This window comes from Sporosarcina highlanderae (assembly GCF_030433715.1).
Taxonomy (GTDB): Bacteria; Bacillota; Bacilli; order Bacillales_A; family Planococcaceae; genus Sporosarcina; species Sporosarcina highlanderae.
This window is the reverse complement of the sequence record NZ_JAROCC010000001.1, coordinates 344,071-358,709: the sequence shown is the minus strand read 5'-3', so window position 1 is coordinate 358,709 and position 14,639 is coordinate 344,071. Positions and strand designations below refer to the sequence as shown.

Annotated in this window: 18 protein-coding genes and 2 pseudogenes; 16 read left to right on the top strand and 4 right to left on the bottom strand. The window is 39.5% G+C overall.

Going from position 1 to position 14,639, the window contains the following annotated elements:
• Nucleotides 1-50 precede the first annotated feature (50 nt).
• The 12 genes and pseudogenes from P5G49_RS01625 to P5G49_RS17545 all read left to right on the top strand — a co-directional run bounded on the left by P5G49_RS01625 (nucleotide 51) and on the right by P5G49_RS17545 (nucleotide 9,187).
• Nucleotides 51-602 (top strand): matrixin family metalloprotease, encoded by a 552-nt coding sequence (locus P5G49_RS01625; protein WP_301241718.1) that lies wholly within the window; start codon nucleotides 51-53, stop codon nucleotides 600-602.
• Between the two features lie 14 nt (nucleotides 603-616).
• Entirely contained in the window at nucleotides 617-1,267 is a 651-nt protein-coding gene (locus tag P5G49_RS01620) for a glycosyltransferase family 29 protein (RefSeq protein ID WP_301241717.1), read from the top strand.
• Nucleotides 1,268-1,670: 403 nt separating this feature from the next.
• Nucleotides 1,671-2,213 carry a DinB family protein gene (locus P5G49_RS01615; RefSeq protein ID WP_301241716.1) on the top strand — a complete coding sequence of 181 codons (543 nt, stop codon included), beginning with the start codon at nucleotides 1,671-1,673 and terminating at the stop codon, nucleotides 2,211-2,213.
• Nucleotides 2,214-2,379: 166 nt separating this feature from the next.
• Nucleotides 2,380-3,294 (top strand): RpnC/YadD family protein, encoded by a 915-nt coding sequence (locus P5G49_RS01610; RefSeq protein WP_301241715.1) that lies wholly within the window; start codon nucleotides 2,380-2,382, stop codon nucleotides 3,292-3,294.
• Nucleotides 3,295-3,446: 152 nt separating this feature from the next.
• The gene (locus P5G49_RS01605; RefSeq protein WP_301241714.1) at nucleotides 3,447-3,959 is read left to right on the top strand and encodes a GrpB family protein; all 513 of its coding nucleotides are present in this window, start codon (nucleotides 3,447-3,449) and stop codon (nucleotides 3,957-3,959) included.
• Nucleotides 3,960-4,025: 66 nt separating this feature from the next.
• On the top strand, nucleotides 4,026-4,292 hold the full coding sequence (locus P5G49_RS01600; RefSeq protein WP_301241713.1) for a hypothetical protein: 267 nt from the start codon (nucleotides 4,026-4,028) through the stop codon (nucleotides 4,290-4,292).
• Between the two features lie 928 nt (nucleotides 4,293-5,220).
• Nucleotides 5,221-5,451: a hypothetical protein gene (locus P5G49_RS01595; RefSeq protein WP_301241712.1), complete on the top strand. Its 231-nt coding sequence runs from the start codon at nucleotides 5,221-5,223 to the stop codon at nucleotides 5,449-5,451.
• 37 nt (nucleotides 5,452-5,488) lie between these two features.
• On the top strand, nucleotides 5,489-5,779 hold the full coding sequence (locus P5G49_RS01590) for a hypothetical protein (protein ID WP_301241711.1): 291 nt from the start codon (nucleotides 5,489-5,491) through the stop codon (nucleotides 5,777-5,779).
• A 180-nt stretch (nucleotides 5,780-5,959) separates the two neighbouring features.
• The gene (locus P5G49_RS01585; RefSeq protein ID WP_301241710.1) at nucleotides 5,960-6,811 is read left to right on the top strand and encodes a hypothetical protein; all 852 of its coding nucleotides are present in this window, start codon (nucleotides 5,960-5,962) and stop codon (nucleotides 6,809-6,811) included.
• Between the two features lie 117 nt (nucleotides 6,812-6,928).
• Nucleotides 6,929-6,997: pseudogene (locus P5G49_RS01580) on the top strand (AAA family ATPase); the annotation flags it as partial.
• A 204-nt stretch (nucleotides 6,998-7,201) separates the two neighbouring features.
• On the top strand, nucleotides 7,202-7,582 hold the full coding sequence (locus P5G49_RS01575) for a CPBP family intramembrane glutamic endopeptidase (protein WP_301241709.1): 381 nt from the start codon (nucleotides 7,202-7,204) through the stop codon (nucleotides 7,580-7,582).
• Nucleotides 7,583-7,801: 219 nt separating this feature from the next.
• Nucleotides 7,802-9,187, top strand: a pseudogene (locus P5G49_RS17545) (IS4 family transposase).
• 94 nt (nucleotides 9,188-9,281) lie between these two features.
• Here the strand turns inward: P5G49_RS17545 and P5G49_RS01555 are convergent.
• A complete protein-coding gene (locus tag P5G49_RS01555) occupies nucleotides 9,282-10,031 on the bottom strand; it encodes a class I SAM-dependent methyltransferase (RefSeq protein WP_301241705.1) in 750 nt (249 codons plus the stop codon).
• 173 nt (nucleotides 10,032-10,204) lie between these two features.
• Between P5G49_RS01555 and P5G49_RS01550 the strand changes: the two genes are divergently transcribed.
• The 4 genes from P5G49_RS01550 to P5G49_RS01535 all read left to right on the top strand — a co-directional run bounded on the left by P5G49_RS01550 (nucleotide 10,205) and on the right by P5G49_RS01535 (nucleotide 13,162).
• Entirely contained in the window at nucleotides 10,205-10,738 is a 534-nt protein-coding gene (locus tag P5G49_RS01550) for a DinB family protein (protein WP_301241704.1), read from the top strand.
• 65 nt (nucleotides 10,739-10,803) lie between these two features.
• Nucleotides 10,804-11,331, top strand: a complete 528-nt coding sequence (locus P5G49_RS01545) for a GrpB family protein (protein WP_301241703.1) — start codon at nucleotides 10,804-10,806, stop codon at nucleotides 11,329-11,331.
• A 7-nt stretch (nucleotides 11,332-11,338) separates the two neighbouring features.
• Complete coding sequence (locus P5G49_RS01540; protein ID WP_301241702.1) at nucleotides 11,339-12,610, top strand: acyl-CoA thioesterase/bile acid-CoA:amino acid N-acyltransferase family protein; 1,272 nt, start codon at nucleotides 11,339-11,341, stop codon at nucleotides 12,608-12,610.
• A 27-nt stretch (nucleotides 12,611-12,637) separates the two neighbouring features.
• Nucleotides 12,638-13,162 carry a P-loop NTPase family protein gene (locus P5G49_RS01535; RefSeq protein WP_301241701.1) on the top strand — a complete coding sequence of 175 codons (525 nt, stop codon included), beginning with the start codon at nucleotides 12,638-12,640 and terminating at the stop codon, nucleotides 13,160-13,162.
• A gap of 70 nt (nucleotides 13,163-13,232) precedes the next feature.
• Here P5G49_RS01535 and P5G49_RS01530 read toward each other — a convergent pair whose 3' ends face one another.
• The 3 genes from P5G49_RS01530 to P5G49_RS01520 all read right to left on the bottom strand — a co-directional run bounded on the left by P5G49_RS01530 (nucleotide 13,233) and on the right by P5G49_RS01520 (nucleotide 14,575).
• A complete protein-coding gene (locus P5G49_RS01530; protein ID WP_301241700.1) occupies nucleotides 13,233-13,409 on the bottom strand; it encodes a hypothetical protein in 177 nt (58 codons plus the stop codon).
• A 74-nt stretch (nucleotides 13,410-13,483) separates the two neighbouring features.
• Nucleotides 13,484-13,936: an SRPBCC family protein gene (locus P5G49_RS01525; RefSeq protein ID WP_301241699.1), complete on the bottom strand. Its 453-nt coding sequence runs from the start codon at nucleotides 13,934-13,936 to the stop codon at nucleotides 13,484-13,486.
• A gap of 66 nt (nucleotides 13,937-14,002) precedes the next feature.
• Nucleotides 14,003-14,575, bottom strand: coding sequence for a uracil-DNA glycosylase (locus P5G49_RS01520; RefSeq protein ID WP_301241698.1), 573 nt, complete (start codon nucleotides 14,573-14,575; stop codon nucleotides 14,003-14,005).
• Nucleotides 14,576-14,639 lie beyond the last annotated feature (64 nt).

The following is a 14,639-nucleotide window of genomic DNA, read 5'->3' as shown; positions in this document are numbered from 1 at the left end:
TTCGTCCATTATGAGGAAATCTAACCAAAACAATTATGAGGAGGAGAAAAATGAGAAAGTTAATAGTTTCCTTGTTAGTGATTGTATTACCTGTTCTTCTAATAAAATCATCATTAGCACATTATACATTAACTGAATCCGGGAAATTTAAAGGAGCAAATCTACATCCATACTATTATGAATCTACAATTCCTTCTACATGGAAATCATATATTGATGCCTCTTTCGGAGAGTGGAATAGTAAGTCTTCAAAAGTCTTCTTGTATGCAAGCAGTTCAACCGTAGACAGTCGCATCAGCATGGGTGGCGGATTTTCTGAAATTGCAGTTACTGTAGTGTATGGAGGTCTTAAGGGAGAACCACATGAATTTTTCAGGATTACTTTTAATGAAGACAGGAAGTTTTCTACAATTGGATCAAACGACTATAATTTGCGTACTGTGGCAAGACATGAGATTGGACATGCCTTAGGCTTAGATCATGTTGGTGGAATCTTTCCAAGTTCGGATACTAAGGCACATATAATGTACGAAAATTACACTGGTGAGAAGGGATTACATGCACATGACATTGAAGGATTGCGAGAGATCTACGGCAATTAAAGGAGGAGTGGGATTTGACAAAAAAAATAATTCCTGCAATTTTTGGTATTGTTATACTGATAGCTATAGTCTTTTCGTTTCGAAGTATTACTGAAGTAAATGGACTTGTCGAAGGTGAGAAAAGTACCTTTGTCGAAGCTAAGGAGAATGATAAGTATTCAATTGTACATTTTTATTCAGACGAAATGACAATTGATGATCAAGTGAAAAATTCATCAATTATTGTATTGGGAGAGGTAAAAGAGATTTTGCCTTCAGTTGAAACGAACGATATAGTTGATCCCATAGACGCTGCGGAATTACGTGAAAAAGGATACAACATCGTTCATACTGATATTGTTATAAAAGTGGAGAAATATTTAGGTGAAGAAAAGCTTGATTTTGATGAGATCGTCGTTCGTCGAGATGGAGGGCGAATTAATGGATTTGTAAGGATTGTAAAGCAAGAACACTTCAACCTTGGGGAAAAAGTCTTGCTCCTCAGATTATTTCAACCAGAACAAATGACACAGGTGCCGGAAGGTTATCAAAAGGAACAGTACTTCATGTTTGCTTCTGACTCGAAATTTGTAAGTAAACAAAAGGGCATATACTACTTAGAGAGAAATGAAGGAATTAAAATTAATGAAAATGAGTTAGAAAAAATAATTGATAAGAATTCATGAAAGGTTAAATAGAAGTCTATAGGAATTCAACAATTGTCTTCCAGTGGCTTTGGCATTCTTCATCTGGTGTTTTCTTATAGGGAATAGCCAATAAAGAAGGAAGACATATAAATTAATTAACTTCGAAAAATCCATTTACTATTATCTGAATGTGGAGTAGAATGCAAGTAGTTGGGAAATTCATGCAAAAGGAAGGTGATATCATGAGTCGGTTTAAAATTCATACGAGAACAATAAGATTCACGATGTCCAATTATGTAACTTCCTTTGGCGATGAGATATGACTTTCATTCATCCAAGACTATCGTAGATCGATAGTCTTTTTTTCATCCGTAAAAGGTTGGATAATGGGCTCGTTATCCTGACATCTTTGTTCTCGAAATCTAGGGAGGAAAAATGGAAAATGACGAAATTAGAAAATCAAGGATTATATGTAATTGATCAAAAAGATGGCTTGAGCTTGGAGTTTAGTAAGTTGGCGTCCATGATGGAATATACAAGGGTGACAACTGTGGCGGAAGTAAGGGATTTAACTGTGGACCAATTGGATTTCCTTATTAACGACGAGGCTAACTCCATCGGCATGCTTTTAGCCCATCTGGTGTCAGTTGAAAAAGCATATCAAATTGATACATTTGAAAACCGTGATTTTACGGATGAGGATATCAAAATGTTGAACCCGGCACTGGAACTTGGCGATGCGGCACGGGAACAAATTAAGGGAAAACCAATTGAATATTACCTTGAAGAGTTGGAACAAACGAGGAAAAAGACAATTGACACATTTGGGACATTGCCGGACTCGTGGCTATTCGAACAATCCCCATTTTGGTATGGGAAGCCTACAAATAATTACTTCAAATGGTTTCATGTGTTTGAGGATGAATTGAATCACCGCGGGCAAATTCGGGTGATTAAGAAATTGATGAGTGCTTCAAAAAAATAAGTAAGAAACAATTTTTGGGCCAACAATTATGCAATCTGTTGGCCCTTTTAATTTGCTTGTTTTCATGTGCGGCAATTGTGTCTGCTATGGCTTCTTGAGCTGTTTTCTAATAAGTGTGATAACATGAGTATAAAAGATTCGTTACAAAATACATGGGGGTGTGTTTGTGGCTGTTCATGCAGTTTTGTTCGAGGAAAAGACGCCTTATACGAAACACGATAAGCTGTTCAAAGAGCTGATCCATACATTCTTTGAAGAGTTTCTTGAGGTGTTTTTTCCGGAGGTGCATCAAGAGATTGATTTCAGTGCAATCCAACCGATTTCTGAGGAAGTCCATTCTGATTTGATTAAAGGACATACTCGCAGACTTGATATTGTCATCGAGACAAAATTGAAGAAAGTGGATGCTGTCGTCATCGTGCATGTTGAACCGCAAAATAGCAAGGAAGAGGATTTCGATAGCCGCATGTTTCAATACTATAGCCTACTATATAATACGTACCGCAAGCCGATCATGCCAATCGCGGTTTTCAGCTACCCTCAAGAATGGGAAAAACGCGAGTTCATAATTTCCTTTTCATCATACGAAGTTCTGCGTTTCAATTATAAGACGTTACATTTGAAAAAGAAAAACTGGCGTGAATATATTCATTCGAACAATCCAGCCGCCGCAGCACTTCTTAGCAAAATGGGATATGATGAAAAAGAAAAGGTATCCGTCAAATTGGAGTTTTTGAGAATGATGGCAAACATGCAGCTGGATGAAGCGAGACAACGGCTCCTGTACGGCTTTTTTGAAACATATTTGAAATTAACCGACGAAGAGGAGGAACAGCTAATGGGTGAAATTAAGAAATCTCCGGAAGCGGAAAAGCTACTTGAGTTACCTGTATCCTACGAGGAACGCGGGATTCGGAAAGGGTTTGAGCGAGGCATTGAGCAAGGAATCGAACAAGGCATCGAACAAGGTCTTGTGAAAGTCGCGAAAGAAATGCTGCGTAAAGGGATGCCGATGGAGTTGATTGCCGAAGTGACGGGTCTGTCGTCAGAAGTGATTGGCGAATTAAATGAGCAGTTATGAAAAAAGAGTGCTGGGAGCTGTGTCTACTTCCGGACGCTTTGTGGGGAAATACGGATTAAGAAATTGATACGTACTTTGGAAAGCTAAGGACGAAACAATGAAGGGGCTAACAATTATGCAATCTGTTGGCCCTTTTTCTTTGGGGGTGTGCTATGCGAAAAGTTGAAGTTGTGCCATTTTCGGAAGGATGGGTGCTTGGTTTCGAAAAGGAAGCGGCTAAATTGCTTGAGATATTTGGTGCGGAAATACTCGAAATCCACCATATTGGAAGCACGTCCGTACATGGATTGTCCGCAAAACCGATCATCGACATTATGCCTGTTGTGAAGGATATTTCGCAAGTTGGTCGTTATAACAACAGTATGGCAACGATTGGCTATGAAGCGAAGGGAGAGAATGGCATCCGTGGACGCCGCTATTTCCAAAAAGGTGGGAATGAGAGAACTCATCATGTCCATATTTACGGAGAAGGTTCATTGGAAATCGATCGTCATCTTGCATTTCGTAACTTTCTTCGCGTGCATCCAGAGAGGTCAAGGGTATATGGGGAATTGAAAGAAAAGCTATCAATGCGATTTCCGTATGATATTGAATCATACATAAAAGGAAAAGAGCAGCTTGCATCAGAGATTGAACGGGAAGCAATTGTTTGGTATCGGAAATAGTCATTTTTACATTTATACAAATATACTGTGTGGAAAACTATGGCCAATTAGGGCGGGGCAATCGCGATGGACAATAATCGTGCTGTATTCTTCTTTATCATTTCGACTATTTTACTGACTTCTGGTTTGGCGGCATTACTGTATTTTTTCGTGATGGATGCGTTATCACCATTTCTTATGTTGATTCCGTTATTAACAACTTTTGTTATTCAAAAAGCAGTGTTGAAGCGACCTGTATTTGGACGTTCAGGTTTGGGTTTGTGTTCAGAGTGGGACTTAGCAAACGGAACGTGCTGCGTGAGCAAAGAGAGAGCTTACTCTAACGTGCGATGAAAGTGCGTGGATTGTCGACCAACGAGTAAATCCATGAGGAGATAAGTGATGATAGATATAAAAGCAGAAGCCACCCATTAGCAATTTTCCGAAGGAACGGGTCCTATTCGAGCTATATAGGACATGGGGGCTTACTAAAAGGCAATTAACACGTGCTATATTCGACGGTAGTAGCTATATCGCGCCTTATCTTACAAAGCTTCAGAAAAAAGGTTTGATTGGCGGTAAGGTGCTAAGCAAAGGTAGGATTCGGCCTGCAAAATTGTGCCAGGCAACTGATAAAGGTATCGAATTGCTTGAAAGTAAAGGCTATGTGAAGAAGTATAAGCGGAGCAATCGTAGTGAAGAGACGAAGAGTCCGGTAAAATACCAGGATATGAAACAAACGGGCGTTTATATTCCCCGTAGAGTACTGGCTTATGATAATAAGCAAACGTTCAAGTAAAGACAAGATGATGTTCACTCTTTACACGAACAAGATATATGCAGGATTAAGTGAATACGGCTTCTACTTCTTTGATTCTCGTAAATGGAAACTAAAATACGATTTGAATCGCAATTCTATGATCCGTGGTGGCTTATGTACCGAGGATGGTAGCGAATACAGCATTTATATGTTGTTTATTGAAGAAGAGGTTAGTGTAGGATTACCTCGATGAGCGGTAAGATGCTATATCGGATGATGCATGAAATGACCGAATTCCCCAAACAGGACGTCAATGGAGAAGATGTATTAAAGTGCTGCGTGAGCGGAAAGAGAGCTTGCTCGACTAAGCGAGGAAAGTGCTGGAGGGTAATAGTTTTTCCGATAAAACCGACAAAATATTTCAATTGGGTAAAAAATCAGTATCTTTTATTTTGTTTATATGTTATTATTAATTTGTAATATTTCGCAAATATTGGTAGTAAATTTAAAAGGAGGAAAAAAATGAAGTCACTAAAAATTTTAGCAGCATCTGTAATACTTGCTACTACCACATCATTTTCAACAGTTTTTGCGGAGGAATCGGAAAAAGTTAAAAAAGTTCATGAAAATTTACCAGATTGGTATTGGACTGCTGACAGAATTGATCCGAAAAATCCTGATTTAGAAAACTTACCGCCTTCAAAAGTAGAATTTCAACTAAAAAACCCTGATGAAATTAGCACTCAAAGGTGAAACATATTTGGTTGGGGGAAGTGGTTCGTCGTATGTAATGCAAGACGGTTCAGGTTACTATGCAATAAGTGCTACTAACGCTGAAACAACCGTTGTATTGTTTCAAGTTGTCGGCACTTTATATAAACAACCAAAGGGTTCTACGGGATTAACTATAGTAGATATGGCTTCTGAATCCAAAGCTAATTCAAAGGGAATGGTTGTAGCTGCAACTAAATCTCCAAGTCAACCTGTTGGAACTACAATGCTTGCTGAAGGAATACATTATATCAATATGCCATTAATCTCCGAGACTAAAGTAACAACTGATAAACTTGTAGTGAAATAGTTTTATTAACCATAATGAGTTGTTCTTTATGGTTTTTTATATTTAAAATATTTAATATAAGAAAGGAAGAATTCAAGTGAAAAATAAAAAAATATTTTTTTTTGTTTTTTTATAGTAGCTATATCTCTAATCATAACTCTATATACGGTCTTTCAAGAGAAAGAAATTAAGAGGGATTCTATGAATAAAGAACCAAATATAACTACTGTAGAAAGAACAGTTGAGGAACGAAGAGTTGAAGTGAATATAGACAAAAAGTTTGAAATCGATCGTGATCAATTAGCTTTTGAAACAAATAAAGAGGGACAGCTGCAAGCTACATATATATTAACCAATAATGTGCAAAAAGAAGAAAAAAGAATAATGTATGCAATAATTGAGGAAGATATTTCACCACTTATAATGGAGATTAATGGTGAAAAAACCAAGTATCATATATTTACAGTGCCAAAACAAGGCGAGGTAAAAGTAGATTTTACTTTATCAGGATTGCCAAAAGGGAAGCACATTGTGTATATATATAGTGAAAAGTATATTGATAATAAAACATTCGATGAATTAGAAAAGGTACAATCACAAAAGATATTTACACAAAATTATTTCTTATTAGATGTACAAAATAATAGTAATAATAATAATAATAATTTAGATAAATTTGATGATAGTTTTAAACCCGTTACAAAAATTGAAGAATCTTATGAAGGTGATATGATTTCTTTATTTTTATACGAAGATCAGGAGTTGTCAACTGAAGTTAGTTCTATTGAGGAAAAAAAATATTATTTACTGATTAATAATTATCTGGAATTCGAATTGAAAGGGCATTTATATTTATTTTCAGATTACAATGTGGAAAAATTGGAACAAATCCTAGTACCGGCCAATTCAAAAGCGGTATTCCCGGTGAATTTAGAAAATCATAAAGCAAAAGAAAGTATTAGATTTATATTATTAGGGGAACCAACAGAAAAACCAGATATTCCGATTCCAGTTAGATTAATGCACAATTCTATGCGTATACCCATTAAATAAAGGCTAACTTCAAACAGTTCAGCTTGTATAAGTGCTTTCGTTGTTTAGTATAAGCGCATGAGAGGCGCAAACTGTACAAATAAATGGGAGCTATTTACTGATTAAAGCTGCGCCACAATCTACTCCAAAATTGGATTTGCTCATGAATTTGATAAACTAAGTAAAGATGAAACTCACCATATTCTATAGTATAAATAGATGAGCCTGGTTTAATACGGTGCGTTCGCTCTTACATAGTTTGTACAATGTAAAAACATAAACAAGTCCAAACACTAGGATATTTTGTGAATGATTATTGACCCCCGATTAATTTTGAACAAAAATCACGTAAGAATACACCTAAAGTAAAGAATTCTTTATAAAAGCCTAGTGAAAAAAGGGTTTCTATTATTGGATCCTTTATTCAGCTTCCTGTTTATGGTCATTGTGTATGGCATTTCATATCCACTTAATCCCTCCTTGTTTTCGATGGATCAAGCAAATGCCGTAATTCAAAATACAGTTACATATAATGAGGACTCTTCACTGTTGATGAAAATCCTTATAGCTGCACTTTTACCGCTGTTAAATATTCTGATTTTTATAGGGGAAGAAGTGGGCTGGCGTGGATTCTTGTACCCGAATTTAGTAACATTATACGACAAAAAGGGACTCATCTATGGTGGTGTAGTTTGGGGAGTTTTGCATGCGCCAATGATTTACTTTTATGGTTTGAATTTCGGGCAAAGTCATCATCTTGGTTTGATTTTCAAGACAACTTTTTGTATTTGAGCTGGTATCATTCTGTAGTATATTTTTGAAAAAAGTAAATCGATCTACTCGGTTGCCTTGATGCACGGAATGTTAAACACTCAACTTTCGGTGTTGAAAGCATCTATTAAAAATGCACTACATCAATGTTTTGTAATTGTTTTAGTCAAAAAAATATAGAAAACATCATTTCTTTGGTAAAATCAAGGCACCACATCAACCAAAGAGAGGATGTTTTCTATGGCTTCCATTTTACCAGATTCTATTCAACATGACCAACTAGAATCACGTGTGACTCATTTTTTCAAGCAGGCGAAGACCGGTACTTTTTACACCTATCCAATATACGAAAGGAAAGAGGGTTTTCCGCACTTTTTCTTATCCAGTTTGTCTTTTCCTTAGTCCTCCAAGGAAAGAACCTGTATCGGACATTGGAAACTGGGCGTGTTTCAGATGCTCCCGAGAAGGATGCGGTTTACGAATTGCTGAAACGCACGACCTATAACTGGCGGAAATTCCTATACCTTGTCAGTTCCCACCTGATTGAGACAATCCTGAAACCCCTCACTTCGGATGATCGGGAACGTGTGCTGATTCTGGATGATTCCACCTATGATCGTAACCGCAGTAAATCCGTCGAGCTGCTAACGAAAGTATTTGATCATGCCACCGGAAAATACATCAAAGGTTTCCGTATGCTTACACTTGGTTGGTCTGATGGCTCTACTTTTTTACCTCTAGCCTTTTCCCTTCTAAGCTCCAAGAAGGCGGGAAATCGTATCCAGGACATCAATCCCTTTATCGATAAGCACACAGTTGGCTATCGTCGTAGAAAGGAAGCCATGGAGAAGGGAACGGAGACAATGTTCACCTTGCTGGATACGATACAAGTAGGTAGGTTGGGTGTAAAAACCTTGCTTTTTGATAGTTGGTTCGCCCAGCCATTATTAAACGTGTGGTGACAAACTATCCACTCCATGTGGTGTGTATGATCAAGCGCGCACCAAAAGTACACTATACCTACGAAGGTGAAAAATACACATTGAACCAGCTTTATAAAAAGCTTCGGAAAAAGCGTGGCAGAGCGAAAATCCTTGCTTCCGTTGTCATCGGTCTATGCCCCGATGAAAATGGGAAAGAGGTCTTAGCACGAATCATTTTTGTCCAGGATAGAAACCGTTCGAAAAATTGGTTAGCCCTGTTAACAACGAATCTAGACCATTCAGAAGAAGACGCGATCCGCATTTACGGAAAACGTTGGGCAATTGAATGTTTTTCAAGGTGACCAAGTTTCACTTGAAATTGGCCAAAGAATTTCAATGCCGCAGCTATGATGCCATGACGGCTCACACAACGATTGTTTTCCTGCGTTATATGATGTTGGCCTTGAGTTCCCGGGAGGAGGGAGACGGCCAGACCATCGGAAACCTGTTTTATGTGTGTTGTGATGAATTTGAGGATATTCGATTTGCAGAAGCGCTCTTGATGTTTATGGAAATACTGGGAACAATGCTTGCGGAAGAAGCTATTTTAACTGATGAGCAGATTGCACCATTTATCGATAGGTTTTTCAACAAATTACCAGAATATCTGAAGAAAAGCTTGCTTCTACCCAATGCTTCATGATGGTTGAATTCGTATGAACGCAATCATACCAACGGATGAGGCTTATTTTTCATGTCCGAAAGTTGAGTTGGGTATATAAAAAAAGGGTGTTCAATTACCCCTTCTTTACACACTTGATAATTAAAGTAGTCGGCATCATCTTCGCCTTCTCAAACGAATACCACCGGTTTGCATGCCTTTCTCGATCCTCCTCCGTCAACGAGACATTCTCGATGATCTTCTCGATTACAAATCCACATTCGATCAATGTATTGATATATGTACTCACTTTATACTGCTGCATGATTGCAGGTGCATGCCAAGCTTCATGCTCATAAGCACCTTCTTCATGATAGGATTTATTGAAATGAAGTTCTTCACCATCCCAGCTTGCCCGGCTATGTAATGGATGCTCCCAGCTGAAAACGAAAATGCCGCCGGGTTTTAAATAGTCCTGTACATTGTTGAGCGTTTGACGCAAATCCGTTGTCCATCCTAACGCATAGATAGAATAGACGATATCAAAATATGAAAGAGGCAAACCGGGGTTTTCCTCCATTGGCGATTCGAATAAATGTACGGATGCTGTACTGTCCTTCAGCAATTCCTTTGCCGTTTCAATCTGTCTCTTTGAAAGGTCTATTCCCCATAATTCCGTAGCACCCCGGGAATCCATATACTGCAAAGAATGGCCACTACCGCATCCGATATCCAATACTTTCATGCCAGACACATCGCCAAGTAAATTCAATTCTTCTTCCCGCGGCGCAAGTGGCCCATACTCAGGCAGCGGATTCCTCCCGAAAAAGCGCGGCGCCACCTCATCCCAACTTTTTTTATTCAATAATAATGATTCATTTCCCATCTTCATCCCTCCATGGGAATATACATTCGACATTTGAATCTTCTTTTCCTTCATTTCAAATGAAGGAGTTTGCCTTTCGTATGGAGAATTCATAAATATAACGGGGGAGAAATCGTGAATACATATAAGATTCGTAAAGTGGCTGATGGATTTAAACATAGGAGGTAATCATAATGGGAAATCAAGGATTATTTTTAATCGACCAAAAAGAGGGCTTAAGCTTGGAGTTTAGCAAATTGGCATCCATGATGGCGTATACAAGGGCGACAACATTAGCGGAAGTAAGGGATTTAACTGTGGATCAATTGGATTTCCTTATTAATGACGATGCAAACTCTATCGGCATGCTGCTCTCTCATTTGGTATCAATTGAAAAAGCATATCAAATTGAAACATTTGAAAATCGTGATTTCACAGAAGAGGATATCCAGATGCTAAATCCGGCACTGGAACTTGGCGATGCAGCACGGGAACAGATTAAGGGGAAACCTATTGAATATTACCTTGAAGAGTTGGAACAAACGAGGAAAAAGACGATCGACACATTTGGGGAATTGCCTGATTCCTGGTTATTCGAACAGGCTCCATATTGGGGTGGGCAGCCAATGAATAATTATTTCAAATGGTTTCATGTATTTGAGGATGAATTGAATCACCGTGGGCAAATTCGGGTGATTAAGAAGTTGATGTGTGCTTCGGAAAAATAACTACGGAACAATTAAGAGGCTAACAAGTATGCATTCTGTTAGCTCTTTTTCTTTGGGGGTGCGCTATGCGAAGAGTGGAAGTAATACCGTTTTCCAATAGATGGAAGCTTGAATTCGAAAAGGAAGCGGCTAATTTGCAGGAGATATTTGGTACGGAAATAATTGAAATCCATCATATTGGAAGCACGTCTGTTCAAGGGTTGTCTGCAAAACCGATTATCGACATCTTGCCTGTTGTGAAAGATATTTCACAAGTTGATCAGTACAACGGAAAAATGGCGGGAATTGGGTACGTAGCAAAGGGTGAAAATGGAATCTTGGGGCGCCGTTATTTTCAAAAAGGTGGAGATGAGCGATCGCATCATCTCCATATTTACGAGAATGGCTCTTCGGAAATCGATCGCCATCTTGCATTTCGCGACTTCCTGCGAGCACATCCCAAGCAGGCGAAGGGATATGGGAGTTTGAAAGAGAAGTTAGCGCAACAGTTTCCTTATGATATTGAATCGTACATAAAAGGGAAAGACCAACTTGCATCACAGATTGAACGGGAAGCAATCGTCTGGTATCGGAAAACGATGGGGAAGGGATGAAGCGTTGATGAGAGAGGCACAATTACAGATTCATATGGAGTCACCGTTGATAGATCGGCCGGTTGATATACGGGTGACTGGGCTAAGTAATGGACAGAAGGTGACTGTGAGATTTCAGCGAAAGTCATATTGGGGAAGCACAATCTATTTTATGGAATCACATGGGACGTATATGGCGGATGCTGAAGGCGTCGTTGATTTACAACAAGTTTCTCCAATTGAAGGTACATATAAAGGCGTCGATGGAATGGGACTGTTTTGGTCTTTACAGGTAAAACGTACTGAAGAAAACTCCGAAGAAACGTTTGAAAAACTGCAGCCTCAATCACTGACCATCTTGCTCGAAAGTGATGGAAAGGTGATTGACACGAAAAACATCACACGCAAGTGGATTGATGATGACGTGATTAGAACCCCAGTAAACGAAAAAGGGGTGGTAGGAACATTTTTTCATGCAAGCGATTCTTCTGTGAGACCTACAATCATCGTCGTCGGAGGATCGGAAGGTGGGATTTATGAATTTCCCGCCGCTTTATTAGCCTCCCACGGATTTAATGTACTTGCTTTGGGATATTGGGGACAAGAGCCTCTACCTAAGCAACTTGTTGAAATACCACTTGAGTATATAGAAGGGGCAATTCATTGGCTAAAGAACAGACCGGAAGTTGCCAAGGGGTGGTTAGGGATGCATGGTACGTCTAAAGGCGGGGAACTTGCCTTGTTGGCAGCAACCTATTTTGAAGACATCAAAGCCGTTGTTTCGTTAAGTGGCTCACCTGTCGTGTGTTGCGGAATTGTACCATGGACGGAGCAAAAGGAGTTGCCCCCGGCATGGACTTATCAGGGCAAAGCGGTTCCATATGCACGACCGGACAATTCTGTTGAAGTTTCGAACAAGTGCCAAGCCATGAGGCAAGCGGGGGAGAATCCACTTCGCGTCTGGTACGACTATCTAACTTCCGATCCCGAAATAACGGAACAGGCCACCATTCCCGTTGAAAAAATCAATGGATCGATAGTGTTGATATCCGGAACGGACGATGCTTGTTTCGATTCTGTTCGGTTGAATGAAAGGGCAATGGAAAGGCTTCGGCAGTACAATTTTAAGAATGAGTACAATCATCTCGTATACGAAGGTGCCGGGCATGAGGTTGGGATTCCTTTCATTCCTGTATCCGCAAGTCCATTCACGGGCGGTAATAAATATGATATCGCCCAGTCAAGCAGGGATTCATGGGAAAAGACGATTGAATTCTTTTGGAGAAGTTTGAATAGCTGACAGTTTCAGAGAGTGGGATTGAAAACAATGAAAATCTTCATCATGGGTATCGTTGCAAGTGGAAAAACAACATATGCGAAGGAATTGTCGAAGCGACTGAGTTTGCCTTTTGTTGAGTTGGACTCGGTTGTTTATCATAACGTGGATGGCGTTCGGATTAAGCGGACACCTGAAGAGCAAGTGCAAATCATTCATGAAATTGATGCAAAGGGGACCTGGATTGCAGAAGGAGTATACCGCTCGTCTTATTACCTCCTTTTGGACTTGGCTGATAGGATCATTTGGCTCGATCCACCCTTATGGAAACGGAAATTCCGAATATTGAGCAGGCATGTGAAGCAAGTGATTGGTGTTGAAGAATGTGCGTACGAACCGGATTTTCAAATGTTGCGTAACATGTATGAATGGACGAAGCGGTTTGAAGGGGAACGGGAAGAGTTGGATGGGATTCTACAACCATATTTAGAAAAGTTGATAGTTGTGAGGGATGATCCTGCAAAGAATCAATTGCTTGCAAGTATTGGATGCGAAGAGTGTTTCGATGGTGTATGAATGCAGAGTGAAAGTGGTATAAACTAAGATGCAGCCATGTCTGAATTCAAACAGACATGGCTTTCTATTCTCAGCCTTTGTATTTATCTCTCTCGGCTGTCTCGCGGTGGTTCGGCGTCATCGGCTCACGCTTTGGTTGAAGATTACCAAGCTCGGCCAATTCCATTGAAATCTCTTCTTTTACATCCTGTCGATTCCCTGGTGTTTTTGGATTGGAGTATAAATTGCTGTGCGCGCCTTGTTTCATTATGAAAACCTCCCATATCATTTTTACATTCTTAATATGGTCAAGTTTATTCATTTTGATGTACTTGGCGAATTCTACTTGGTTTCAGCTATTCTTTTCAATTCATTCGCACGGTCAGAGATAAACCTCTTCATGTATTTTTCCAAAAACAGGCGGTCTGCAATTATCCCTAAGATCCCAAAAGGGGATTTGTATGAAAATGTATCTTTCATGATCGTTCCTGTACCACTTTCGATGAATTCATGTGTGTGGATAAAAGAATGGAATGCACCTTTCACCATGACATCAGTGAAATTGTAAGGCTTATTCATCTCAATCACCTTTGCAGTTAGCTTTTGTTTGATTCCAAAATGAACGGCTTCCCATGTAACTGTATCGCCTTTTTCCATCAATCCCGTCGTAACACCGCCAATAGCTCTTTCTTTTGTCTTGGCCGTTGTTTCGGTGTGGACATCCACATTTCTGGCAAGGTCAAAACAGATATGGATTGGTGCGTTGATATGGATTTCGTGTTTAATGGTTGGCATGGTTTCACCTTCCTCAACCAATAAGTTTGATATAGGCTATCAAGTTTTCTTAATAATAACATGATTTCATTCATGGATTTTGGATTTCACCAAATATAAATCCTCCACCAACAACTTATACAAATTTGGCCGGCGTCTGACAGCTAACGGGTGGTAGGCGACGGTTGTTTGATATCCTTTCACGTCATGCCAACTGCCGCGCAAGCCTTTTACCTCAACTTCGGTATTTTCAAAGAAGGATTGAACTGCGACATTTCCTAAACACAGGATGAGCTTTGGTTTTTGAAGTTTAAGCTGTTTATCCAAATGGCGATGCATACAAGTTTCCCGAGTTTTTTCTTTATCATATTTTTTGATTGGCCTTCTCTTTAAAATGTATGTAACATAAATCTGCTCTTTATCCAAACCTACTTCATGCACGGCTTGTTGCAAGGTCTGCCGTGTTCCACACACATATGCATTTCCTTCCCGGTCTTCCCTCGCTCCGGGGTTGTCTAAAATCACCATAATGGGCGCCTTCGGATTCCCTTCTCCCCAAACCATACGAGTCCCTTGCTTGTAAAGTCCGCAATTTTGGCAATCGATTTCACTCGCTGGCGTCGGATCTTCTGGCCAACTTTCTGGACAAAATGGTTTCATGTTACTCACCCTCCTGACTGAGTAGAATACCCTTTTGCTGAATTAATCATGCTTACCCACCATG